This is a genomic window from Exiguobacterium sp. S22-S28, assembly GCF_043359615.1.
In the GTDB taxonomy this organism is placed as follows: Bacteria; Bacillota; Bacilli; order Exiguobacteriales; family Exiguobacteriaceae; genus Exiguobacterium_A.
In genome coordinates, this window is the sequence record NZ_JBHFFC010000005.1 from 104,428 (window position 1) to 128,033 (window position 23,606).

Sequence of the window (23,606 nt, forward strand, 5' to 3'; positions counted from 1 at the left end):
CACTTTCTGTTACCTTTAGAAAGTGGAAACGAAATCAAGAAAGAAGGTAATATCATGGCTTTTGATGGACTAATGACGACACGGGTCGTCCGCGAACTCCAACCGCTCGTCGGAGCTCGTATCAATAAAATACATCAACCGTATGCACTCGATTTAATTTTCAGCGTTCGGGCGGAACGGAAAAATGTGATGTTACTCGCATCAGCGAACGCCATGTATGCCCGCCTTCATCTGACAGCAGAGTCAACAAGCAATCCGAGCGAACCGCCGATGTTCTGTATGATGCTCCGGAAACATCTCGAAGGTGGCTTCATCGAATCGATTGAACAGCTGGGACGAGACCGGGTCATTCTGATGCGCGTCCGCTCACGTAATGAACTCGGTGATGAAGAAGCGAAAAAACTATATATCGAACTGATGGGACGCCATTCCAACATCCTGTTAACCGATGGACAGGATAAAATTTTGGATGCCATCAAGCATCTTCCACTCAGTCAAAATACGTTTCGGACAATCATGCCGGGGGTCCAATACCAGTTGCCGCCGGAACAAGATAAGGTCGATCCCTTAACTGGAGACATCGAGAAGACCCTTCACCGGATTGACTGGAATGCGGGAAAACTCGATCGTCAATTACTGAGTTTATTCAGTGGTTTCTCGCCCCAACTTACGGCAGAAATCGTTCACCGGGCTGGTCTCGCAAACCGGACGTCACTCACTCAGGCCATTCAATCCGTTCTTGGTGAATTGACGGGGCCTTATTATTTCCAACGCCTTGCGAATGGGAAAGAACGATTTTCTCCCGTCGCATTGCATCACGGGGAAATCGTCGATGAAAAAACCTTCACTACGAGCGGCGAGGTCCTCGATGCTTTTTTCCATCAGAAATCCAATCGGGACCGAGTGAAACAGCAGGCAGCGGATGTCGAACGGTTCATTAAAAGTGAATACGATAAAAACATTCTCAAACGAACTAAGCTCGAACGTGATCTCGCCGCAACGGAAAAGATGGATGAACTGAAACACAAAGGGGAACTGTTGACAACTTACCTGTACCAGCTTGAACGCGGTATGAAAGAAGCGACAGTCGTCGATTATTATGATGAAGACGGGAAAGAAATTACAATCACTCTTGATCCCCGCTTCTCACCAAACGAGAACGCCCAACGGTATTACAAACGCTACAATAAGCTAAAGACGGCTAAGATTGAAGTCGCCAAACAACTTGAGAAAAACCAGCGTGAAATTGATTACTTTGAATCGTTACTCGCGCAACTCGACGTCGCGTCTCCGGATGATATCCGTGAGATGCGTGAAGAACTCGTCGAAGAAGGATACGTGCGGGAACGGAGCAAAAAGAAAAAGAAACCCGTCGTTCCGAAGCTTGAAGCGTATCAGTCTTCGACCGGCATTCCGTTTTTCGTCGGAAAAAACAATAAACAAAACGATTATGCGACATTCAAGTTTGCTCGACGTTCGGAAACATGGCTTCATACAAAAGACATTCCCGGTTCACACGTCATCATCCGCAGCGAACAACCGGATGAGACCACATTAAAGGAAGCAGCAATCGTTGCCGCCTACTATTCGAAAGCACGTGAATCCAGTCAGGTTCCAGTCGACTTCACCGAATTACGTTATGTCAAGAAACCAAGCGGTGCTAAACCCGGTTTCGTCATCTACACGGATCAAACGACGCTTTACGTCACACCAGACGCTGATCTTGTTCAGTCTCTTCGGGCAACTTAAGAAAAAATGTCGTCCCTTTGCTTCTTTTGAAAAGAAGTGACAGGGACGACATTTTTATTTCATTTTCTCGAGTTGCTCCCGGTAATCCAACAGATGCCCATTAATGATGTCCTTTGCCTCACTGACTTCTTCATCAAATGTAAACATCGGTTGAGTCCGGTCATGTGAAAAAATTACATCATAATGATGACTGAGTAGAAAATCAATTTCTTGTCCAAGTCTTTTTTCTTGTTCTTCTGCCATCGGTACGTCCCGGTGACTGGCGATGCTTTCGAGTAACAACAGCAACTTATCTTCCAAGTCCACAAGCTGCTTCAATTGAATAAAAGCCTCACTTTGACCACTTGCAACAAGTGGATATTTTTGATCTTCCTGTAACATGATGATCATTTCTTCATGTTTTAAGACTTGTTTTCGAACAGCCAGCAGTTTCGAATCATCCTTGACAAGGCTGCGCCAATCCTCCATCAATTGTTTGGTCGTCTTTTTGACGAACAACAACAAACGGTCTTCGTAGTGTGGTGGAAAGACGATATAGTTGACCGCGACAGCGGATAAGACACCGACGACCGTCAATAAAGAACGGGTCAGCGCATAATGCGCATAGTCGGCCGTCGGACTTTCAAACATCAAGACAATCGCAAATGCCGCAAACGTCGACATGTCCGTCCGTCCAATCATCGAATTAAACACAAGCGACACGATGACGGCAAGCCCAATCGTCAACGGATTGGCTCCGAGCGTTGCGACGACGGCCAGTCCACACACTAAGCCGAGAATTGTCCCTAAAATCCGATTGAAGACGATTTTAAACGAACGGTGAATCGTTGGTTGCATCGCGACGATGGCCGCGACGGCCCCCATCCCAGAGTAAATTCCGAACACATACCACGAAAAACTAAGCGCGATCGCGACTGCAATTCCGGTTTTTATCGTCCGAAGACCGATGCGAAACTGAAATTTCACTCGAGCGTCACCTGCCCGACTTCACTCTCGACAGTCACTTCCGGTTTTTCTTGTTTGGACAATTCAAACAAAGCCACTTCGTCATCTTTTTGTTTCGTATAGCGGTCTGATGCTTTGATGTCCCCTTCTGTCGTTACGGCAATCGTTCCGGCTGCTTTTGTTGGTTTTAACCGGATGGCTCCATCGATTGTCGATACCGCTAAATCGAGTTTCGCGCCATACTCTGCTAAATTAACTGAGTCAGCGGTCACTGTGGCATGAACAGCATTCAAATTGGTGACTTTCACATCGCCTCGACCGGTCAAGGTAATCTCATCGGCATCGATTTTATTTAACTCCATCGCCTCAGCCGTCAGCTGAATGGTTTTGGCAAAGAGACCCATCCCTTTTAACCGCTCGGCTTCGACATCGATCTGATTCATATAGCTCGGCAAGCCGACTTGAATCGCATAATCTCCCGGTTTTTCACTTGGACGGTTGCCGAGTCGTGCCGTGAATCCATCCCGGCCGGTGACCGTCAAGGTATTGCCGGACGTCCCGATTTTTAACCGTTTTTGACTCGATGCACTGTCAATCAGCTTCAATTGAACGTTTCCGTCCGTGCTTCGGACGAATGTGACCGTTGCGTTCGGGGCATCGATCTGTAGTGTTTTATACCGATTCGTCGTTTTAAACGATTCTCCCCGTGATAAAGAATCTGTTGTCAAAAATAATGTCACGGTATATAACAGGATAAGACTTAAGACAACTGATCCATACACGATGACCGGACGTCGGATCGGTTTACGCGTCCCAATCCGGTCGAAAGATGCGGCCACTTTCCGTCGTTTATCCTTCAAGCGTGTAAATGATGATTGTTTCCGTTTTCGTTCCGTTCTGCTTGTATTGTCGTCCATCGGTTTACCTCCATCCAATTCTCTCCCATTATTCCGAATATAGGATTCGTCTGTCAACATTCCATCTCTATCATACGAAAATGTTCACATATTGCCATCGGGCGGAAGATGGAGCACAGCAAAAAAACGAACACATCTTCCTGCTTCATCAGAAAAAGTGTCCGTTTTGATAATCAAAGATCCTTCGTGTTGCAGCCCCCGCTGTATGTTAGAGCTCGATCGATGCGTCAATTTTTAACGCATGACCCGTCTGTCCTTGCGCTTCGAGATTCGCACAAAACGCTTCAGCGTCCTGCTTGATTAAATCAAACGTATCGTAATGGACCGGAACGACGGCTTTCGCCTGCAGCATGTCCGCTGCAACTAACGCATCCTCAGGTCCCATCGTATAGTTATCCCCAATCGGCAAGAAGGCGAGATCGATGTCATAATGGGCACCATAAAGCGCCATATCACCAAATAGTGCCGTATCTCCCGCGTGATAGATGACTTTGTCTTCGATTGTTAATAAGAATCCGGCCGGCATCCCCATATACGTGATCGTTTGCTTTTCTTCATCGATGATGCTCGAAGAATGGAAAGCTTGTGTCATCTTGACCTTGCCAAACGGAAATTCAAACTGTCCGCCGAGGTTCATCGGATGGACGTTTAATCCTTTAAAACTGAGATAGGTCGCCAGTTCGTGTGTTGCGACAATCGTCGCCCCCGTTGCTTTCGCAATCGCTTCTGCATCCAACATATGATCAGCATGCGCGTGTGTCAGCAAAATGAAATCCGCTTTGACGTCTTCCGGTTTTGTCATCGCTTGATCGTTACCGCTGAAAAAAGGATCAATGACGATATGTTGTCCGTTCGTTTCGATTGTGACGGTAGATTGCCCGTGATACGTCAACTTCATGTGAAATAACCTCCTGAGATTAATGATATCAACAGAATGATTAGTTCCCTTCTCCCCACGCACATAAACCTTTCATCGCCGGTTGTAACGTGTAAGCGGCGTCTGTCAACCGGTACTCGACATGTAAGACGGCTTCGTCGAATTCAATCCGTTCGACCATTCCGAGCCGTTCGAGTTCCTTTAATTGATCGGTCAAGACTTTACGTGAAATACCCGGAATCGCACGTTGTAACTCTAAAAAACGTTTCGGACCGTCCTCTAACGTGCAATATAATTGTGGACGCCATTTTCCGCCGATGATGGCGAGCGCCCGATTGACTGGAAATTGTTCTGTCGTCATTGTTTCTGTCTCTCCTTCAAGTAGTTACTTCAAAGTGCGTACTATGCAGTCGAGTGTATCGTAAGTTATCGTTGTCGTAAATCAAAATGCAAAGGAGATCGATGTTATGACCTATCCACGTAATTTTTCACACATCGGACTGTCCGTTCCGAATTTAGAACAAGCCATTTCTTTTTACTCAGAGGTGATGGGCTGGTATATCATCATGGAACCATCTGATGTCGTGGAGGATGATTCGCCGATCGGCGTCATGTGCACGGATGTATTCGGAGCAGGCTGGGAGAAATTCCGGATCGCGCACATGGCGACGGGTGACCGGGTCGGGATCGAGTTATTTGAGTTCCCGAACAATGAACAGCCGGAAAACAACTTTGAATTCTGGAAAACAGGTATTTTCCATTACGCCATCCAAGATCCGGACATCGAAGGCATGGTCGAAAAAATCGTCGCACACGGCGGCAAACAACGGATGCCGATCCGTGAATATTATCCGGGCGAAAAACCATACCGCATGGTGTACTGTGAAGATCCGTTCGGCAATCTCGTCGAACTCTATTCCCACTCGTATGAACTCACGTATTCGGAAGGAGCATATTAATCATGAAAGCATGGCTCAATGAAACAGGAACGACGGTCGAAAACTGGATTTACACAGACGTCGATACGCCCACACCGATGACAGGCGAAGCCTTGATTCGTGTCCAAGCGGTCGCCTTGAATCCAGTCGACTATAAAGCGACAAAAAATCCCGCTTGGACCTATCCGCATATTCCGGGCGTTGATTTGACCGGTGTCGTCGAACAACTTGGACCGGACGTGACGGACGTTCAGGTCGGAGATCGTGTGGCCATCCATACAAACTTGCAAAAAAACGGGGCCTTCGCAGAGTATGTCACCGTTGACGCCCGGGCTTTGGCTAAAATTCCAGAAGCTGTCAGTTTCACGGACGCAGCCGCCATTCTGTGTGCCGGGATGACGGCTTATGAAGCGATTTTCCAAAAGATGAATACGACGGATAAAGAAACGATCCTGATTCATGCCGGTGCCGGTGGTGTGGGTGGTTTTGGAATTCAGCTCGCGAAACGCCTCGGGCTACAGGTCGCGACCACTGCTTCTGCTGACAATCATGACTGGGTCAAACGTTTAGGTGCCGATCTTGCGATTGATTACCGGAACGAAGACGTTACGCAGGTAATCCGCGACTGGACGAACGGCCGTGGGGTCGACTTGATCTTAAATACGGTCGGCCGTCAGGAAGCAACCGATGATTTGGACCGTCTCGCATTTTCCGGTCAGTTGGCTTACATCGCCGGAGGTCCCGATCTGTCCGTCGTCACACCGTTCACGTTGTCGCCGTCGATCCACGAAGTCGCACTGGCTGCTGCCTATGCGAGTGAAAATGACCGCGCGATCCGCAATCTGGGGCTGATGGCATCGGAACTGTTACAGCTTGTCGCAAGCAAACAACTCGATCCGCTTGTCACAAAAGTCGTTGCCGGATCGGAGATTGCTGAGTACCTCGAACTGTTATCGAAGCGGCATGTCCGCGGAAAAATCATTGCAACGTTTTAAATCATCCGATTTTCAAATACAAAGCAGATGCGCTTCCTGGTGAGTCAGGAAAACGCATCTGCTTTGTCGTGCAATCAGCAAGTCATTGGTATTTCGGACGTTTCGTAATTTGCATCGAACGTCCGACGAGTTCAAAGCCGACTGCTTGATAAATCTTATTCGACGTCGGATTCGACCAATCCGTGTACAGGGACACCATCGGATAATGTTGTAACAAATGTTCGGATAAAGAAGCTACTAGGTAAGAGGCAATCCCTTGTTTCCGCCATTTTTGAGGGGTAAAGACATATGAAATCGTCACACCGGAAGCAGTCGGCCGACTCGAAGAAGCCATTGCGAGCAACTGATCATTGTCGAACAAACCAAACAAAGTTTCTGCCTGAATATGTTTTCGAATCGTTTGTTCATTTTTCAGGCGACTTCGTTCTGTCGCCGGCAGGGCACCGGTCTCCTGGATGAACGACCATCCAAATGCAACGGCCTGCTCTGCAAATCGTTCCTCGATTAAGCGGAATTCGTAGTCGAGCCTCATCGGAGGAATGACGGTGGTCAGCGCATAAATCCCTTGATCCATCTTCGTTTGAAACGGACTGTGAGAAGCAAGCAATGGCTCAATGATGGCTTGTTCACCGACATATCCGGGACAGTTCAAAATCCGCGATAACTGTCGAATTCCTTCGTATGTAAAAGCATCACCTGCCAGGATTGCCTGCTCTTCAATCGTTTGCAGGACGACGATTGTACGGTCATCCTCTTTCGCAATCGCCATCAAAATCGGTACATCTCCCCGCTCCAGTATGCCAAGAGGTAACTGATGGACATTTGGACGTCGTTCAAGCAATGGAACCGCAACCTGCTTAAAACTCTCGTAATCACGATAATGGGTCAACATCTGAAAACAGCTCCTTTTCTTTGTTTTCAGTGTATCAAAAAAAAGAACACATGACGGACGATTCTGATCGTTTCCGCCATGCTCGTATGACTTAATCGGTATTCTGCCATTAATTCTGCTTCGTGCCTGTCAGGAACCCTTCACTCCATTTTACCGGATCGACAGACCAGGTCCGTAATCCGTCCTGCTCTTCTGTTGAAATGTAAGCCGTCTCGACGGCAGTCTCCAGTAATTCCGTAAACGTCAGTAAAGCATCCGCCTCCACCTCGGCCGCCGCCAAATTTTCCTTAAGTCGTGTCATGCCGTAAGAGAAGATGGCCTGAATCCGGACGACGGTTGCACCTGCTGCTTCGACCGCTTGTGCAGCTTCAATCGAAGACCGCCCCGTCGACAATAAGTCTTCTACGACGACAACGCGTTGACCGGCTTGCAATCGTCCTTCAATCTGATTTCCTTTCCCGTGTCCCTTTGCACTTCCCCGGATATAAATCATTGGGAGAGCTAGTCGTTCCGCGACGAGCGCCGCATGCGGAATACCGGCTGTCGCCGTCCCGGCGATGACATCGACGTTCAATGGTCGGATTCGCTCTGCCAGCTGATCAGCAATCATGGTGCGGACCGTTGGATTGGATAATGTCAGCCGGTTATCACAATAAATCGGGGACCGGAGTCCGCTCGCCCATGTGTAAGGTGTAGCCGGTGCTAACGTGACCGCTTCGATTTCGAGTAAAGCCTTTGCGAGTTGATTCATTGTTTGATCCCCTTCCATTCTGAGAGCAATGCTTCATAGATGACTTTTGGATCCTCTGCCTGAGTGATGGCACGTCCGATGACAAGATCCGTTGCCCCGTTCCAGCGTGCATCCGTTACTGTCGCAATCCGTTTTTGATCGTTCGCATCCGTCCCGTTCGGTCGAATTCCCGGAGTGACCAATTCGAACCCGGATCGACAGATGGCCTTGATGTGTGCTGTGTCCAGGGCTGAGCAAACAACCCCGTCGAGACCCGCGTGTTCTGCTTCGTGTGCATAGTGAACGACGACGTCGTTCATCGCGTGTGGAATCATCAAATCAGTTAACATATCTTGATCCGTCGATGTCAATTGGGTGACGGCAATCAGCCGGGTATCCGTTGAAGTCTCGCGCAACCCTTCCAGTGCCGCCTGCATCATCGCTTTCCCGCCTGCCGCGTGGACGTTCGTCAGTTCAACACCGAGCTGACCAATGACACGCATCGTCCGTCGGGCAGTCTCCGGAATGTCGTGTACTTTTAAATCCAAAAAGACATCATGTCCTTGACTTACCAAATGACGAACAAAGGCGGGGCCTTCTGCATAATAAAGCTCCATCCCAATTTTGACCGCCGGACGGTGTGGTGCCAATTTCTTTAAAAACCGTTCGACCTGATCGGCTGATTGAAAATCAAGCGCGATGTAAAGTTGCTCCATATGCTCTCCCCCTAATGTCCAAGATGTGTTCAATGCCTAACTCGTCCATTCGATTCGGTAATGCCGCAATCAGTTCCTGACAGATGAAGGGATTCACGAAATTTGCCGTTCCAATCGCTACTGCGGACGCGCCCGCATAAATCATCTCGAGCACATCATCGACCTCCATGACGCCTCCCATTCCAATAATCGGAATCGTGACGACTTGAGCGACATCATGAATCATCCGGACGGCGACCGGTTTGATGGCTGGTCCGGACAAACCACCGATGCGATTGGCAAGAATCGGTTGACCTGTCCGGACGTCAATCCGCATCCCGACAAGTGTATTAATCATCGTCAGTCCATCCGCCCCCGCCTGTTCAACCGCTCGGGCCATCTCAACAATTGACGTGACATTTGGAGACAATTTAACGTAGACTGGTTTTTCGGAAACTGCTTTGACGCGTCGTGTCAGCTCAGCCGCCATCTTCGGATCCGTTCCAAACTGCAGTCCGCCGGATTTGACGTTTGGACAAGAGATATTCAATTCAATCGCTTTGACGACCGGATCCCGGCTGATCCGTCTTGTGACTTCTTCATACTCTTCTGGTGTCGAGCCGGCCACATTTGCAATGATTTCTGTATCAAACTGACTGAGAAACGGTAACTTTTGCGCGATGATCCCGTCAACACCGGGATTTTGTAAACCGATCGCATTCAGCATGCCCATCCCGCTCTCTGCAACCCGCGGCGTCGGATTGCCATACCGTTCTTCTCCGGTCGCTGCTTTGATCATGATGCCGCCAAGCATCGATAAATCATACAGTTTGGCAAACTCTTCCCCGAATCCGAAACACCCGGACGCCGGGATGATTGGATTTTTTAAATTCAAACCGGGTAATGTCACGTTCAGACGATTCATAGGATCACCTCTTCTGCCCGGAAGACCGGACCATCGGAACAGGTTTTGACATAATGTCCGTCCGGTGTCGGGCAGACACAGGCGAAACACGCTCCGATGCCGCATCCCATCCGGTTTTCAATCGATAAAAACTTGTGTTCGATCGGAATTTGCTGGATGGAGCGTAACATCGGTTCCGGTCCACAGGCGAACAACGTATCGAACCGGCTGCTGTCGAGCGCTGCTGTCACGAATCCTTGGATTCCCGCTGTCCCGTCGACGGTCGTCACCGTCGTCGGACCGAGTTCCCGAAACTCGTCTTCATAAAAAACGCTTTCCGCCGTATCAAATCCAAGAATCGCTTCACAGGAAATTCCCCGTTCGACCAACTGACGCATCGTATAGTAGAGAGGAGGAACTCCGATGCCGCCTCCTACCAAGACAATCTTGGCATCACTCGCGACATGCTTGACCGGAAACCCGTTTCCGAGTGGACCGAGTGCATCGATTTGATCGCCTGCCCGAAGACGAGCCAGTTCTTTTGTGCCTTGACCAATTTCCTTGAACAAAAACGTGATCAGATCTCCTTCGACGTTGGCGATTGAAATGGGGCGACGTAACAACGGACCGACCCGTAAATGCATGAACCGACCTGGTTCGATCGCCGTCGCGTCAGGCCGGCGACAGACTAATTCTGTCGCGCCTGAAGCAATTTGTCGTCGTGTCACGACCGTCAAGAGTTGAATCATCGAGTCACCGCCTTTTTCATATAGTCAAACGGTTGAATGGCGCTGGCTTCGAAGGACAGACTTTCAATGACCCGTAACAAGGCTTCCGCGGTATCAAGAGAAGTCAGGCAGACGACATTGTTTTCGGCTGCTGCCCGGCGAATGATGAAGCCGTCTTTCGTGACTTGCGAATCCCGGCTCATCGTATTGATGACATATTCGACTTCCGCTTTTTCAATCCATTCAAGCATCGATCCTTGTTCCGAACCGAGCTTACCGACGATTTGCACACGCAGACCGTGCTCCGCCAAGACACTTGCTGTTCCGGCAGTTGCGAGAAGTGTAAAGCCGAGTGCCGTAAATCGTTTGGCGAGATCCAGCATCTCCTGTTTATCCTGATCAGCGACAGTCAGTAAGACCCGGCCGTGTTCCGGAATCGCCATGCCGGACGCCAACAACCCTTTATAAAGTGCTTTTTCGAGTGTCCGGTCCGTTCCAATGACTTCTCCGGTCGATTTCATCTCCGGTCCGAGCGACGGGTCGACTTCCTTCAGCTTCGCAAACGAGAAGACCGGCACTTTAACCGAGACCAGTTCTTCTTCCGGTAAAACGCCACTCGTCAATCCGTAAGACGCAAGCGTATCCCCTAAGATGACATTCGTCGCGAGGCGCGCAACCGGTAAGCCCGTGACTTTTGAGATGAACGGGACCGTCCGGCTTGCCCGAGGGTTCACTTCGAGCACATACAGTTCTCCGTCTGCAAAAACGAATTGGATATTGAGCAATCCCTTGATCCGGAATGCTTTGGCAATCCGTGTCGTGTAATCGACAATCAAGTCCTTAATCGTTTGCGGTACCCGTTGCGGCGGATAGACACCGATTGAATCCCCCGAGTGTACGCCGGCCCGTTCAATATGTTCCATAATGCCTGGTATGACAACATCTTCTCCGTCACAAATCGCATCCACCTCAAGTTCCATTCCGGTCAAATAACGGTCGACGAGAACCGGACGTTCCGGCGAGGCGATGACGGCGTGTTTCATATAGTGTTCGAGTTCCTGTTGTCCGTAGACAATCTCCATCGCGCGTCCGCCCAGGACATAAGACGGGCGGACAAGAACCGGGTATCCGAGTTCACTTGCCGCTTCTGTCGCTTCAGCTACCGTGACGGCTGTTTTCCCTGGCGGCTGTGGAATCTCGAGCTGTGTCAGTGCTGCTTCAAACTGTTTCCGGTCTTCTGCCCGATCGAGATCCTCAAGCGCTGTTCCGAGGATTTTAACCCCTTCAGCTTCAAGTGATTCGGCGAGATTGATTGCTGTCTGTCCGCCGAATTGAACGATGACCCCGATCGGTTGTTCGTTTCGGATGACTTCGAGTACATCTTCCGTCGTCAAGGGTTCAAAATACAAGCGGTCGGAAATGGAGAAATCGGTCGAGACCGTCTCCGGATTATTGTTGACGATGATCGCTTCATATCCCGCTTCACGAATCGCTTGGATGGAATGGACGGTTGCATAATCAAACTCCACCCCTTGCCCGATCCGGATCGGTCCCGAACCGAGGACAAGAATTGACGGCCGTGTCGTTGGTGTCGCCTCATTTTCAACTTCGTACGTGCCATAGTAATACGGTGTGTCAGAGGCAAATTCCGCTGCACACGTATCCACCATTTTATAGACCGGATGCAGTCCCGCTTCGTTGCGGATAGACCGGACAGTTTTCTCGGTTTGTTCCGTGATCCGGGCGAGCATTTGGTCACTAAAACCATAACGTTTCGCATGACGCAGGCGCTCCTGCGTCAATCCGTTCTTGACGATGTCTTGTTCAATTCGGTGGATGTGATGCAGTTTTTCTAAAAATAACCGATCGATGTTCGTCCATTTGTGTAGCTGTTCGACTGTATAACCGCGTTCGATACCGGCATAGAGAGCAAACAACCGTTCATCCGTTGCCTTGATGATGTGGTGGTGCAGATCGGCTTCAGTCATTTCAGCAAAACGTTTCATGTGTAAATCGGATTGACCAATCTCAAGCGAACGGACTGCTTTAAGCAAGGCTTCCTCCATCGTCCGTCCCATCGCCATGACTTCACCCGTCGCTTTCATTTGGGTGCCAAGTGTCCGGTCGGCCGACTCAAACTTATCGAACGGCCAGCGGGGAATCTTGGCGACGACATAGTCGAGTGCCGGTTCGAACGAAGCAAAGCTCGTTTCCGTAATCGGATTCTTCAACTCGGATAATGCATAACCGACAGCGATTTTAGCAGCCAGTTTGGCAATCGGATACCCCGTCGCTTTCGAAGCCAGTGCTGATGAACGCGATACGCGTGGATTCACTTCAATGACATAATACGTGAAGCTCACCGGATCTAACGCGAACTGGATGTTGCATCCGCCTTCAATCCCAAGCGCGCGAATGATATCTAGCGATACGTTGCGCATCATCTGATAATCGCGGTCAGATAACGTTTGTGTCGGGGCGAAGACGATGGAATCACCCGTGTGGACACCAACCGGATCAAAGTTTTCCATCGCACAGACGATAATGGCCTGATTCGTTGCGTCACGCATGACTTCGAATTCGACTTCTTTCATGCCGGCGATTGATTTTTCAAGTAAGACTTGTGTCGCCGGACTGGCTTTGAGTCCTCCTTCAACGATTCGGATGAACTCGTCCATCGTTTCAGCGATTCCGCCACCCGTTCCACCCAGCGTATACGCCGGTCGAATAATAATCGGAAGACCGATTTTCGCACAAAATTGTTCGGCTTCTTCGACCGTATGCACGATCTCGCTTTCCGGAACTCCGTGTCCGAGTCTAAACATCAATTTTCTGAACAAATCACGATCTTCCGCTTCCTCGATCGCCGTCAGTTTCGTTCCGAGCAGTTCGACGCCGTATTCGGCGAGAATACCCAATCGATCCAGTTCAACAGCGAGATTCAGACCCGTTTGTCCACCGAGTGTCGCGAGTAAGGCATCGGGACGTTCTTTGCGGATGATCCGGGAAACAAACTCCGCTTGTAACGGTTCGATGTACACGCGGTCCGCTACTGTCGGGTCCGTCATGATGGTCGCCGGATTGGAGTTAACGAGAACAACTTCGTACCCTTCCTCTTTTAAGGCTTGGCAGGCTTGTGTTCCGGCATAATCAAATTCTGCCGCTTGTCCGATGACGATTGGACCGGATCCGATAACGAGAATCTTTTGAATATCTTGACGTTTAGGCATGAGAAACCTCCTGTTGGTTCGTGATTTCTGTTAAAAATTGATCGAATAAATCATTGGCATCCATCGGTCCGGGAGATGCTTCCGGATGATATTGGACGGAAAAGACGGGGTGTGTCGTATGCCGGATTCCTTCTACGGTCCCATCATTGATTGCTCGGTGCGTCAGCTTGAGATTCAATCCGACCAGCGACTGTTCTTCGACAGCATAACCATGATTTTGTGACGTGATACTGACTTGTCCCGTTTGAAGATCTTCGACCGGATGGTTCGCACCACGGTGACCAAACGGTAACTTAAACGTATCTGCTCCGTGCGCCAAGGCGATCAATTGATGACCGAGACAGATTCCGAAGATGACGACTTGACCGGTCAGTTCTTGAATTAATGGAATCGCGGTCGGGACGTCTTTCGGATTTCCGGGACCGTTTGATAACATGACCCCGTCCGGTACGTAACGCAAGACTTCCTTCGCCGTCACGTTGTGCGGGACGACGACGACTTCACATCCGCGTCGGACGAGCTCCCGGATGATGCCGAGTTTGGCGCCGAAATCCACAAGGACGATCCGGGGACCGGCACCCGGGATGACGTAAGCGCGCTCCGTCGAAGCCCGTTTGACTTGATCGGTCGCAAGCGCCATCTGTTGAATCCGTTCCAGTTGCTCGGACAAATCGTACGCCCCATCGACGAGGAGTCCCCGCATGACCCCTTTTGAGCGCAAATGTCGGGTCAACTGACGGGTATCGATTCCTGTCAGCCCGGGAATGTTAAACTCCTCTAATGCCGCTGCGAGAGACGTCTGGGAGCGGAAGTTCGATGGTGTGTGGCAGACTTCCCGGACAATCAGCGCTTTCGCAAGCGGGCGAGTCGTTTCATAGTCATCGCGGTTCATGCCGTAGTTGCCAATCAACGGATTGGTTAAAACAATCATTTGATCACAGTAGGAAGGATCGGATAACATCTCTTGATATCCTGTCATTCCTGTTTGGAAGACCACCTCTCCCATCGTCACCTCGCTCGAACCAAACGCTTCTCCTTCAAAAACCATTCCATCCTCTAAAATCAACGTCCGTTTAGACATGTGTCATTTCCCCCTTGAATACAATTTCTCCACCGACGAGCGTCAAGACCGGGTATCCTGTTAAGTGTTCTCCGCGAAATGGAGTGTTTTTCCCTTTCGAAAGAAACTGGTCCGGTTGTACCATTCGAGCCGTCTGCAGGTCGAGCAGAACCAGATCGGCGGGTGCTCCGACTTCAATTCGTCCAAATGGTAAGTCAAACAAATCAGCCGGTTTACGCGATATCCAATCAAGCACCTGGTCAAGCGGTAAGATACCGGGTTCGACCAGTTTCGTATACAGCAAAGGAAATGCCGTCTCAAATCCGGTAATCCCGAACGGCGCGCGCTCGATCCCGAGTGCTTTTTCCTCTGCCGCATGCGGGGCATGATCGGTCGCGATACAATCGATTGTCCCGTCCAGTAAACCTTCAAGCAGCGCTTGGCGATCCGCTTCGCTCCGAAGTGGCGGATTCATCTTGAAGTTTGGATCCCGCCCGATGATGTCGTCTTCCGTCAATATTAAATGGTGCGGTGTGACTTCCGCCGTCACCCGGATACCTGCCCGTTTCGCATCCCGGATCACCCGGACGGATTCCTTCGTCGAAACATGACAGACATGATAATGACAACCGGTCGCTTCCGCAATCAAGACATCGCGGGCGATATGAATGCTTTCCGCGAGTGACGGAATCCCTTGTAATCCTTCTCGTCGGCTGTATGCCCCTTCATGGACACAGCCTGCCTTAAGTGAATCGTCTTCACAATGGGCGACGATGCTTTTATTAAGGGCAGCGGCCCGGTTCATCGCCTCGCGCATGACGGCGGCACTTTGGACGCCGACTCCGTCGTCTGTGAAAGCAAAGGCATCGGTCAACTGTTCAAACGCGACGAGTTCTTGCCCTAGCTGATTTTTTGAAATCGCCGCATAAGGGAAAACACGGACGGATGCCGTTTCCTCGATTTTTTTAAAGAGTGCGTCAAGCGTCTCCCGGTCGTCCGGAACCGGTCGCGTGTTGGGCATCGGGCAAATCGTCGTAAATCCACCTGCTGCTGCAGCTGCCGTTCCCGTCGCGATCGTCTCTTTATGTTCGCCGCCCGGTTCGCGTAAATGAACGTGAATGTCTACAAAACCCGGTGCAACAGTGTAACCTTTGGCGTTAATCACTTGATCCGTCTCGATTGGTGTCGCATCAAGCTCCGTAAAGACACCCTCTTCGATGCGAATACTCGACTCTTGCAATTCCCCATTTTTATACCATGTTGCATGATCAATTCGAATTGCCATCTTATCTCGTCTCCTTTGTCGTTGAGGTCTCAAAAGCCCGTTCTAAAATCGCCATCCGTGCAAACACACCGTTTGTCATTTGATCAAAGATACGCGATTGCGGATGTTCAACCAATGCTTCTGCAATTTCGACACCCCGGTTGACCGGTGCGGGATGTAACACAATTGCGTCCGGTCGAATCCATTTCATTCGTTTCTCCGTCAACCCGTACCGTTCGTGATACACCTCTGTTGCAAACGGATAATCGTCCACATGCCGTTCATGTTGAACCCGGAGCAGCATGATGATGTCACTCGTTGCCACTGCCTCGTCCATCTTTCGGTAGGCGATTCCCATCGTCTCATCGAACCATTCCCGGGGACCTGACCCAATGACGGTCGCCCCTAAACGTTGTAAGACTTGCGCGTTGGATCTTGCGACCCGGCTATGCCGGAGGTCACCGCAAATGACGATGGTTTTACCGGTGACATGACCGTATGCTTCATACATCGTCATCAAATCCAGTAACGATTGCGACGGATGCTGTCCACTTCCATCTCCGGCATTGATGATCGGAATCGACAACTGCTGTTGTAACTGTTCGTAATAACCCGTCTCCCCGTGACGGATGACGAGTGCATCGACTCCAATTGCCTGTAACGTTTTACATGTATCGAGTAACGTTTCACCTTTTTGAACGGAAGAGGTTGCTGTCTCAAACGGCAGAACGTGAAGTCCGAGATGATGTTCCGCCATGTCAAACGAACATTTGGTGCGTGTCGAATGTTCGAAAAATAAGTTGGCGACGGTTTTCGTCGGAAGCGGTTGGACGGGCGCGCCTTGTTTCAGTTGCAGTCCCCGCCCAATCAACCGTTCAATCTCATGTGTCGATAGTTCGTCAAGACTCGTAAAATGGGCAATCCGTTGTCGTGTCTGCATGTTTTTCTCTCCTTTGGGCCGCAAAAAAGCGCACCTTCTGATGTGAAGGTGCGCTGAAGAAGACAGGTGTTACCACCTGTTTCTGAAGGGCCTCCACTTTATCGTTCTCTCTGGAACGTCTTAAAAGTCGTTAGCTGCTCGTTTCGGTTGTTGTGTTTCTTGTTCGTTTTCTTCTACTTCGGTACTCGTTTGCGGCAAGACCAGATTCAGGAGGATACCTAGAATCGTCGCTAATGCCATTCCTTCTAACGAGAAGTTGCCGATTTTTAAAGCAGCTCCACCGATGCCGATTACCAGGATGACGGCTGTGATCGTCAGATTACGTTTGTCCGCAAGATCGACTTTACTTTCAACCAATGTCCGGAGACCGTTCGAAGCGATGACTCCAAACAACAGGATGCTGATGCCGCCCATGACCGGTGTCGGAATCGTCTTGATGAATCCTTCGACATAGCCGAGGAATCCGAAGCTGATGGCAAGAACGGCTGCTCCTCCTAGGACAAAGACACTGTACACCCGTGTAATCGCCATGACTCCGTTGTTTTCACCGTACGTCGTAACCGGTGGTCCACCGAGCATCGAAGCGACCGTCTTGGCCAAACCGTCCCCTAAGACCGTCCGGTGCATCCCCGGATCAAGAAGCGTCTCGCGCCCGATGATCCGTGATGTCACTTTTTGTTCTCCGATATGTTCTGTCAACGTGACCAGTGTGACCGGGACGATGAGCGCAAGTGCTGCCCAGTTCAAGGTTGGGGAGTAATCCAGGAACGGTACCGTAAAGTTTGGAATCTGGAAAAAGCTTGCTTGTTTCAGTGAAGTAAAATCGACGATTCCGACAGCGACAGCGACCAAGTAGCCCGTCAGGATACCGAACAGGATCGGCACTGTACTCCACATCCCTTTGAAGTACGTCATCGCAAGCAAGGTCACGGCTAGTGTCGTCAAGGCAACAAGCAGGAATGTACCGTTGTACTTCCCGTCCGCTCCATTCATCGCCATGTTGACGGCGGTCGGAGCAAGCGATAATCCGATGACCATGATGACCGGTCCGATGACGACCGGCGGCAAGAGTTTCATCAACCAGCCGACACCCGTATACGTGATAATCAGTGAAACCAGTCCGTAGACCAGACCGGCGACCATGCCGCCGACTAAGGCGTCTTCGACGCCCCAGCGTTCGCTGACGGCGATGATCGGCACGATATAGGCAAAACTCGAGCCTAAGTAGGTTGGGACTTTGAAGCGTGTGACGGCGAGGAAAATCAAGGTGCCGACTCCGCTTGCGACGAGGGCGACTGACGTATTCAGTCCCGTTAATAACGGAACGAGGACCGTCGCGCCAAACATCGCGAAGACATGTTGGAGGCTGAGCATCAGCCATTGGAGAGGATGGTTCGGACGTTCTTGTACATCAAGAATCGCTGTGTGGTTTTTCATAAGGATAACTCCCTTTCTGGTCTCTCTGGACCACGTTAAAGGTATTTGTGTTTAACGTTTGATGAATACTTGATCGGCGTCGTCGACTTCGGATAAGGCGACGACGACTTGTTCCTCACGGGATGTCGGGACATTCTTACCGATGAAATCTGGTCGGATCGGGAGTTCCCGATGTCCCCGGTCCACCAGGACGGCGAGTTGAATCATGCTCGGACGACCATGGTCGACGAGCGCATCCATGGCAGCGCGGACAGTGCGTCCAGTGTATAAGACGTCATCGACGAGGACGATAATCTTTCCTGTCACTGTCTCCGGCATATCCGTCCCTTTAATTTCCGGTTCGAGGCTTTTCTTCGACAAATCGTCTCGGTACATCGAGATGTCGACGACACCGAGTAAAACCGGCTTCCCTTCAATCTGTTCAATCCGGCGGGCCAGACGACGGGCTAACGTTTCGCCCCGTGTCTTAATCCCGACGATCATCAGTTGATCGATTCCTTTGTTACGTTCGATGATTTCATGCGCAATGCGTGTCAACGCACGACCGATGGCTGCTTCATCTAAAATGACGGATGGTTTCATAATTGGCTCCTTTCTACAAAAAAACCTCCTGCATTAAGTCGCAGGAGGTTGTTGAAGACAATAAGTGTGGGCAGCTTACGCTACACGTATCTACACAAATGAAGTGTCTCCCTTTCGAAGCCTCTCCGGACTCGTTTAAAGGTGTGCTATAGGTAGGATCGTCAACGCGGACGACCGATTGTGAGGCAGATGTCTCGCATCGCTCTCTAGGTGTTACTCTACCGTTTTATCAGAAAAACGTCAAGACTCTAATTCGAGTTTTTTCAACTGACTGATTTCAAATGTCATCTCTTCCGGTAAATCGGCTTCAAAACGCAACGTCTCGCCAGTGCGTGGGTGCGTGAATCCGAGAACTGCGGCATGGAGTGCTTGACCGTTCATTTTCATCGTTTTCCGCGGTCCGTATTTCGGATCTCCGGCAAGCGGGAAGCCGATGTAACGCATGTGGACACGGATTTGGTGCGTCCGTCCTGTCTCGAGCTTACACTCGACAACGGTAAACCCTTCGTAACGCTCAAGCACACGGAAATGTGTCACCGCTGCTTTTGAATTCTTGTCGGTCACGGTCATCCGTTGGCGGTCATTTTTGTCGCGTCCGACCGGTGCTTCGATTGTTCCCAGTTCGTGCGGAATTTCACCGTGGACAAGCGCGATATAAAGACGTTCTGTCGTCTTGTCTTTTAATTGTTGTGCCAAGGACTCATGTGCCAAATCATTTTTAGCAACCATCAGAAGACCCGATGTGTCCTTATCGATCCGGTGGACAATCCCCGGACGTTTGACGCCATTGATGCCGGAAAGATCCTGGCAGTGATGGAGCAACGCATTGACAAGCGTCCCGGACACATGACCGGCTGCCGGATGAACGACCATCCCTTTTGGTTTGTTGATGACGATGACATCACTGTCTTCATACACGACATCCAGCGGGATATTTTCTGGTAAGACTTCCAGTTCAACCGCTTCCGGGATCCGAACAAGGATTTCTTCCGTTCCGGACATCTTATAGTTCGGTTTGACAATTCGTCCGTCGACTTCGACATGACCAGCTTTTAACCAATCTTGGACTTGTGACCGTGACCAGTCTTGTTGCTCTGCCAACCATTTATCAATTCGACCGGTAGCACCATTGGCTTTAACAGCCCATTCATTTTGTTCATTCATTTAATCAATCGTTCCCTTCTTAGTCAAACGCTCTTCAAACATGACGCTGATCAGCATCAGAATAACTCCAAATGTCAAACAGACGTCTGCCACATTAAAGATCGGAAAATTATACCCGAACGGATAAAAATGAAAGAAGTCGACAACTTCTCCACGTGCCATCCGGTCGATGAAATTCCCGACCGCTCCGCCTAATAATAAAGCGACGCTCCAAGCAAATACTTTGTTTTTTGTGCCTTCTTTGTAAAGAAAATAAATCAGCCCGATGACAACGACCAGTGTGATGAGAAAGAAAAAACCAAACTTCCCTTCCAACATCCCCCAAGCGGCACCACGATTCCGGTATGAATTTAAATAAAAGAAATTGGGAATGATCTCAATCGCTTGACCAATCGTCATCTGTTGGACGACGATCCATTTCGTCAATTGGTCCACTCCGACGAGTACAGCAGCAATCGCTAAGTAAAGCCACATTCTTTTTTCCTCCACATCCAAAAATAATGAGGGACCGCTACGAAGTCGCCGTAGCTGCCCCTCCCTGATTCATTATAAAGAATTGACGACTTCAGTACAACGTGGGCAAAGTGTCGGATGAGCCGGATCTTGTCCGAGTTCAGTCGAATATGTCCAACAGCGTTCACATTTTTCACCATCTGCTTTAAGAACCGTGATGCCTGTCGTCCCGTATGATTTCTCCGCTGAAGCGACGAACTCAATCTGCGAGACTTGCAACAACTGCTCGAGGTGATCGATCGTCGCAAGCAATGCTTTCGTTTCGTCATTCGGTGCCAGCTCTAATTTCGCTTCAAGCGTTTTCCCGACAAGTTTCTCAGCACGTGCTTCTTCGAGTGCTTTCAAGACATCATCCCGGAAGACGAGGAAACTGTTCCATTTCGCAATCAACGCCAGACCTTCTTCCGTCACTTCCGGTGCTTCCGGAAGATCCGTCAAGAAGATGCTTGATGTCTCAACGCCAGGAACGAATTCCCATGCTTCGTCTGCTGTATGCGGTAAGACCGGTGCCATCAATTGCAACAATGTCACGACCGTATCATACATGACCGTTTGAACGGCACGACGCGCCGGTGCATCTTCTTTTTCGATGTACAAGATATCTTTCGTGTAATCGAGATAGAACGAAGACAAGTCAAGGACACAGAAGTTATGCAACAGCTGATACACTGCCATAAAGTCATACGCATCATACGCCGCTTTTACTTTGCCGATGAGTTGATCCAGTTTTGTACGCATGAAGCGGTCGGATTCCGGTAAGTCAGCAAACGCAACACGATGTGTCGTGTAATCAAACTGATCGAGGTTACCAAGCAAGAACCGAACCGTATTCCGAATTTTGCGGTACGATTCCGATACTTGTTTGAAATTGTCCATCGAAGCCCGAACATCCGACTGGTAATCGACGGAAGCGACCCAAAGGCGAAGAATTTCCGCACCAAATTGTTGCATGATCTGGATTGGTGCAATCGTATTTCCGATTGATTTCGACATCTTCCGTCCTTGACCATCAAGGACGAATCCGTGACTGACGACCGCTTTGTATGGCGCTTTTCCTGTCGTCGCGACAGCTGTCGAAAGCGAGGAGTTGAACCATCCACGGTATTGGTCAGAACCTTCCAAATACAAATCGGCTGGACGTTCGAGTTCCGGACGTGTCGCAAGAACACCTGCATGGGATGACCCGGAATCGAACCAGACATCCATGATATCCGTCTCTTTTTTGAAGATACCGTTCGGGCTTGCCGGATGCGTGAACCCTTCTGGTAGTAAGTCAACGGCTTCACGCTCATACCAGACGTTTGATCCGTGTGCTGCGAACAGATTCGCGATGTGGTCAATCGTTTCCGGTGTGACGATTTCCGTACCGTCTTCTGCATAGAAGATCGGCAACGGTACGCCCCACGCCCGTTGACGGGAAATGACCCAGTCTCCGCGGTCTTTGAACATGTTGTGGAGACGTGTTTCGCCCCACTCCGGCACCCACTGGACTTCTTTAATCTCGTCGAGGATTTCAGCCCGGAAATCTTTAATCGAAGCGAACCACTGAGGTGTCGCCCGGAAGATAACTGGTTTTTTCGTCCGCCAATCATGCGGATACGAGTGTTTGATGAATGATAATTTTAATAAAGCACCGGCTTCTTCTAACGCCACACCGATTTCTTTGTTGGCATCTTCATAGAATAATCCTTCAAAACCAGGAGCTTCTGCTGTCATGACACCTTTGTCATCAACCGGGCAAAGGATATCCAGTCCATACGCCTGACCGATTCTGAAGTCATCTTCCCCGTGTCCAGGTGCTGTATGAACGACACCGGTCGCTTCTGCCGTGACATGATCTCCGAGCATGACAAGGGATTCCCGGTCGTAGAGTGGATGTTTCGCTTTGATGTACTCAAAGTCGGCTCCGTTGAAGACACGACCCACCGTAGCGTTTTCCCAGCCGAGTGCTTCGATTACTTCTGGTACGAGTGTCTCAGCCACGATATAGCCTTTTCCTTCGTGTTCAATTCGTGCATACGTTAACTCACCACTGACTGAGATTCCGAGGTTTGCTGGAATCGTCCAAGGTGTCGTCGTCCAGATGACGAAATGATCCGTCGGCTCCAAGATGTTTTTTCCGTCCATGACTTGGAACGCCACATAGATCGCCGCAGAACGTTTATCTTGGTATTCGATTTCAGCTTCTGCGAGAGCTGACTCTGATGAAGGTGACCAGTACACCGGTTTTTTCCCTTTATAGATGTAGCCCTTGTTCGCCATATCGCCGAACAGACGAATTTGTGCTGCTTCGAATTCCGGTTGTAGCGTGATGTATGGGTTATCATAGTCACCGAGGACACCGAGACGCTTAAATTGTTCACGTTGGTGATCGACTTGCTCCAGTGCATATTTCGCACAAAGCTCACGGAATTCTGCGACCGACATCGATTTCCGGTCGACACCCGCTTTTTGTAAAGCCGTTTCGATTGGCAGACCGTGCGTGTCCCAACCCGGTACGTACGGAGAACGGAACCCATTCATCGATTTGTAACGAACAACGATATCTTTTAAGACTTTATTTAATCCATGCCCCATATGGATGTCTCCGTTTGCATAGGGAGGACCATCATGCAGAATGAATGTCGGTTTCCCGGCATTTTTTTCTTGAACCGCTTCGTACAGGTTCATCTCGTTCCAACGTGCCTGCATATCCGGTTCACGTTTTGGCAGGTTTCCTCGCATTAAAAATTCGGTTTTCATCATCAATAACGTATCTTTGTATTCCATCTGGCATTCCCTCACTTCTCTGAATTTTGCGTACAAAAAAAGCCAAACTCATCCCCTGATAGGGACGAGTTTGGCTTGAACTCGCGGTACCACCCTACTAGCAATCCTGACTGACGGACTACCACTTAAGAGCCCGATAACGAAGGCGAGACGGTGAAACTTACTGAATATTTTCAGTTTCACACTCAAAGGGGATATTTTTTATCCGTCACTGATCGGGCTCACACCAGTCCCCGATTCGCTGACAGTATCTAGATAAAAAACGTGTCCTTTTCAA

General features: G+C 49.8%; 21 protein-coding genes and 1 other annotated feature (1 of these 22 running past the window's edge). Of the genes, 3 read left to right on the plus strand and 18 right to left on the minus strand.

All coding sequences use genetic code 11. The features are described from left to right. Positions 1-54: 54 nt before the first annotated feature. Positions 55-1,749 carry an Rqc2 family fibronectin-binding protein gene (locus ACHA8N_RS01340; RefSeq protein ID WP_147510831.1) on the plus strand — a complete coding sequence of 565 codons (1,695 nt, stop codon included), beginning with the start codon at positions 55-57 and terminating at the stop codon, positions 1,747-1,749. A 54-nt stretch (positions 1,750-1,803) separates the two neighbouring features. On the opposite strand, the gene ACHA8N_RS01345 is transcribed toward ACHA8N_RS01340, so the two are convergent. From ACHA8N_RS01345 to ACHA8N_RS01360, 4 genes are all read right to left on the minus strand, one after another. Beyond that, positions 1,804-2,715: an FUSC family protein gene (locus tag ACHA8N_RS01345; protein WP_147510830.1), complete on the minus strand. Its 912-nt coding sequence runs from the start codon at positions 2,713-2,715 to the stop codon at positions 1,804-1,806. After that, positions 2,712-3,611, minus strand: coding sequence for a DUF4097 family beta strand repeat-containing protein (locus ACHA8N_RS01350; RefSeq protein WP_147510829.1), 900 nt, complete (start codon positions 3,609-3,611; stop codon positions 2,712-2,714). Before ACHA8N_RS01350 ends, ACHA8N_RS01345 begins: the two co-directional genes overlap by 4 nt. Positions 3,612-3,819: 208 nt before the next feature. Continuing rightward, complete coding sequence (locus ACHA8N_RS01355; protein WP_026832584.1) at positions 3,820-4,509, minus strand: metal-dependent hydrolase; 690 nt, start codon at positions 4,507-4,509, stop codon at positions 3,820-3,822. Positions 4,510-4,549: 40 nt separating this feature from the next. Further along, positions 4,550-4,849 (minus strand): winged helix-turn-helix transcriptional regulator, encoded by a 300-nt coding sequence (locus ACHA8N_RS01360; RefSeq protein ID WP_026832583.1) that lies wholly within the window; start codon positions 4,847-4,849, stop codon positions 4,550-4,552. A 106-nt stretch (positions 4,850-4,955) separates the two neighbouring features. On the opposite strand from ACHA8N_RS01360, the gene ACHA8N_RS01365 reads away from it, so the two are divergent. Continuing rightward, positions 4,956-5,447: a lactoylglutathione lyase family protein gene (locus ACHA8N_RS01365; protein WP_026832582.1), complete on the plus strand. Its 492-nt coding sequence runs from the start codon at positions 4,956-4,958 to the stop codon at positions 5,445-5,447. Positions 5,448-5,449: 2 nt separating this feature from the next. Then, positions 5,450-6,421 carry a zinc-binding dehydrogenase gene (locus ACHA8N_RS01370; RefSeq protein WP_393964502.1) on the plus strand — a complete coding sequence of 324 codons (972 nt, stop codon included), beginning with the start codon at positions 5,450-5,452 and terminating at the stop codon, positions 6,419-6,421. 82 nt (positions 6,422-6,503) lie between these two features. Here ACHA8N_RS01370 and ACHA8N_RS01375 read toward each other — a convergent pair whose 3' ends face one another. The 14 genes from ACHA8N_RS01375 to ileS all read right to left on the minus strand — a co-directional run bounded on the left by ACHA8N_RS01375 (position 6,504) and on the right by ileS (position 23,329). Beyond that, the gene (locus ACHA8N_RS01375) at positions 6,504-7,313 is read right to left on the minus strand and encodes a GNAT family N-acetyltransferase (RefSeq protein ID WP_393964503.1); all 810 of its coding nucleotides are present in this window, start codon (positions 7,311-7,313) and stop codon (positions 6,504-6,506) included. A gap of 109 nt (positions 7,314-7,422) precedes the next feature. After that, positions 7,423-8,064 carry an orotate phosphoribosyltransferase gene (pyrE, locus tag ACHA8N_RS01380; protein WP_147510826.1) on the minus strand — a complete coding sequence of 214 codons (642 nt, stop codon included), beginning with the start codon at positions 8,062-8,064 and terminating at the stop codon, positions 7,423-7,425. Continuing rightward, positions 8,061-8,759, minus strand: a complete 699-nt coding sequence (gene pyrF, locus ACHA8N_RS01385; RefSeq protein ID WP_393964504.1) for an orotidine-5'-phosphate decarboxylase — start codon at positions 8,757-8,759, stop codon at positions 8,061-8,063. Before pyrF ends, pyrE begins: the two co-directional genes overlap by 4 nt. Then, on the minus strand, positions 8,734-9,663 hold the full coding sequence (locus ACHA8N_RS01390; protein ID WP_147510824.1) for a dihydroorotate dehydrogenase: 930 nt from the start codon (positions 9,661-9,663) through the stop codon (positions 8,734-8,736). The genes pyrF and ACHA8N_RS01390 overlap by 26 nt, the downstream gene beginning before the upstream one ends. Next, entirely contained in the window at positions 9,660-10,391 is a 732-nt protein-coding gene (locus ACHA8N_RS01395; protein WP_147510823.1) for a dihydroorotate dehydrogenase electron transfer subunit, read from the minus strand. The genes ACHA8N_RS01390 and ACHA8N_RS01395 overlap by 4 nt, the downstream gene beginning before the upstream one ends. After that, positions 10,388-13,600 (minus strand): carbamoyl-phosphate synthase large subunit, encoded by a 3,213-nt coding sequence (carB, locus tag ACHA8N_RS01400; RefSeq protein WP_393964505.1) that lies wholly within the window; start codon positions 13,598-13,600, stop codon positions 10,388-10,390. The genes ACHA8N_RS01395 and carB overlap by 4 nt, the downstream gene beginning before the upstream one ends. After that, positions 13,593-14,681, minus strand: coding sequence for a carbamoyl phosphate synthase small subunit (locus ACHA8N_RS01405; protein ID WP_393964506.1), 1,089 nt, complete (start codon positions 14,679-14,681; stop codon positions 13,593-13,595). The genes carB and ACHA8N_RS01405 overlap by 8 nt, the downstream gene beginning before the upstream one ends. Then, the gene (locus tag ACHA8N_RS01410; protein ID WP_147510820.1) at positions 14,674-15,945 is read right to left on the minus strand and encodes a dihydroorotase; all 1,272 of its coding nucleotides are present in this window, start codon (positions 15,943-15,945) and stop codon (positions 14,674-14,676) included. Before ACHA8N_RS01410 ends, ACHA8N_RS01405 begins: the two co-directional genes overlap by 8 nt. 1 nt (position 15,946) lies before the next feature. Continuing rightward, positions 15,947-16,846, minus strand: coding sequence for an aspartate carbamoyltransferase catalytic subunit (locus ACHA8N_RS01415; protein ID WP_393964535.1), 900 nt, complete (start codon positions 16,844-16,846; stop codon positions 15,947-15,949). A gap of 138 nt (positions 16,847-16,984) precedes the next feature. Next, a complete protein-coding gene (locus tag ACHA8N_RS01420; RefSeq protein ID WP_147510819.1) occupies positions 16,985-18,301 on the minus strand; it encodes a uracil-xanthine permease family protein in 1,317 nt (438 codons plus the stop codon). 51 nt (positions 18,302-18,352) lie between these two features. Further along, the gene (gene pyrR, locus ACHA8N_RS01425) at positions 18,353-18,883 is read right to left on the minus strand and encodes a bifunctional pyr operon transcriptional regulator/uracil phosphoribosyltransferase PyrR (RefSeq protein ID WP_026832570.1); all 531 of its coding nucleotides are present in this window, start codon (positions 18,881-18,883) and stop codon (positions 18,353-18,355) included. Between the two features lie 240 nt (positions 18,884-19,123). Then, a complete protein-coding gene (locus tag ACHA8N_RS01430; RefSeq protein ID WP_147510818.1) occupies positions 19,124-20,047 on the minus strand; it encodes an RluA family pseudouridine synthase in 924 nt (307 codons plus the stop codon). After that, positions 20,048-20,521, minus strand: a complete 474-nt coding sequence (gene lspA / locus ACHA8N_RS01435; protein WP_147510817.1) for a signal peptidase II — start codon at positions 20,519-20,521, stop codon at positions 20,048-20,050. A gap of 72 nt (positions 20,522-20,593) precedes the next feature. Further along, positions 20,594-23,329: an isoleucine--tRNA ligase gene (gene ileS / locus ACHA8N_RS01440; protein WP_393964507.1), complete on the minus strand. Its 2,736-nt coding sequence runs from the start codon at positions 23,327-23,329 to the stop codon at positions 20,594-20,596. A gap of 57 nt (positions 23,330-23,386) precedes the next feature. Continuing rightward, positions 23,387-23,606, minus strand: a binding site (T-box leader); it runs 9 nt beyond the window's last position.

What these genes read in the sequence shown, in the direction of transcription:
- ACHA8N_RS01430 (WP_147510818.1), bottom strand. Translation starts at nt 20,047, where the DNA reads ATGAATGAACAAAATGAATGGGCTGTTAAAGCCAATGGTGCTACCGGT.
- pyrE (WP_147510826.1), bottom strand. Translation starts at nt 8,064, where the DNA reads ATGAATCAACTCGCAAAGGCTTTACTCGAAATCGAAGCGGTCACGTTA.
- ACHA8N_RS01355 (WP_026832584.1), bottom strand. Translation starts at nt 4,509, where the DNA reads ATGAAGTTGACGTATCACGGGCAATCTACCGTCACAATCGAAACGAAC.
- ACHA8N_RS01375 (WP_393964503.1), bottom strand. Translation starts at nt 7,313, where the DNA reads ATGTTGACCCATTATCGTGATTACGAGAGTTTTAAGCAGGTTGCGGTT.
- ACHA8N_RS01390 (WP_147510824.1), bottom strand. Translation starts at nt 9,663, where the DNA reads ATGAATCGTCTGAACGTGACATTACCCGGTTTGAATTTAAAAAATCCA.
- ACHA8N_RS01350 (WP_147510829.1), bottom strand. Translation starts at nt 3,611, where the DNA reads ATGGACGACAATACAAGCAGAACGGAACGAAAACGGAAACAATCATCA.
- pyrR (WP_026832570.1), bottom strand. Translation starts at nt 18,883, where the DNA reads ATGAAACCATCCGTCATTTTAGATGAAGCAGCCATCGGTCGTGCGTTG.
- ACHA8N_RS01410 (WP_147510820.1), bottom strand. Translation starts at nt 15,945, where the DNA reads ATGGCAATTCGAATTGATCATGCAACATGGTATAAAAATGGGGAATTG.
- lspA (WP_147510817.1), bottom strand. Translation starts at nt 20,521, where the DNA reads ATGTGGCTTTACTTAGCGATTGCTGCTGTACTCGTCGGAGTGGACCAA.
- ileS (WP_393964507.1), bottom strand. Translation starts at nt 23,329, where the DNA reads ATGGAATACAAAGATACGTTATTGATGATGAAAACCGAATTTTTAATG.
- ACHA8N_RS01360 (WP_026832583.1), bottom strand. Translation starts at nt 4,849, where the DNA reads ATGACGACAGAACAATTTCCAGTCAATCGGGCGCTCGCCATCATCGGC.
- ACHA8N_RS01405 (WP_393964506.1), bottom strand. Translation starts at nt 14,681, where the DNA reads ATGTCTAAACGGACGTTGATTTTAGAGGATGGAATGGTTTTTGAAGGA.
- ACHA8N_RS01340 (WP_147510831.1), top strand. Translation starts at nt 55, where the DNA reads ATGGCTTTTGATGGACTAATGACGACACGGGTCGTCCGCGAACTCCAA.
- pyrF (WP_393964504.1), bottom strand. Translation starts at nt 8,759, where the DNA reads ATGGAGCAACTTTACATCGCGCTTGATTTTCAATCAGCCGATCAGGTC.
- ACHA8N_RS01395 (WP_147510823.1), bottom strand. Translation starts at nt 10,391, where the DNA reads ATGATTCAACTCTTGACGGTCGTGACACGACGACAAATTGCTTCAGGC.
- ACHA8N_RS01420 (WP_147510819.1), bottom strand. Translation starts at nt 18,301, where the DNA reads ATGAAAAACCACACAGCGATTCTTGATGTACAAGAACGTCCGAACCAT.
- carB (WP_393964505.1), bottom strand. Translation starts at nt 13,600, where the DNA reads ATGCCTAAACGTCAAGATATTCAAAAGATTCTCGTTATCGGATCCGGT.
- ACHA8N_RS01365 (WP_026832582.1), top strand. Translation starts at nt 4,956, where the DNA reads ATGACCTATCCACGTAATTTTTCACACATCGGACTGTCCGTTCCGAAT.
- ACHA8N_RS01370 (WP_393964502.1), top strand. Translation starts at nt 5,450, where the DNA reads ATGAAAGCATGGCTCAATGAAACAGGAACGACGGTCGAAAACTGGATT.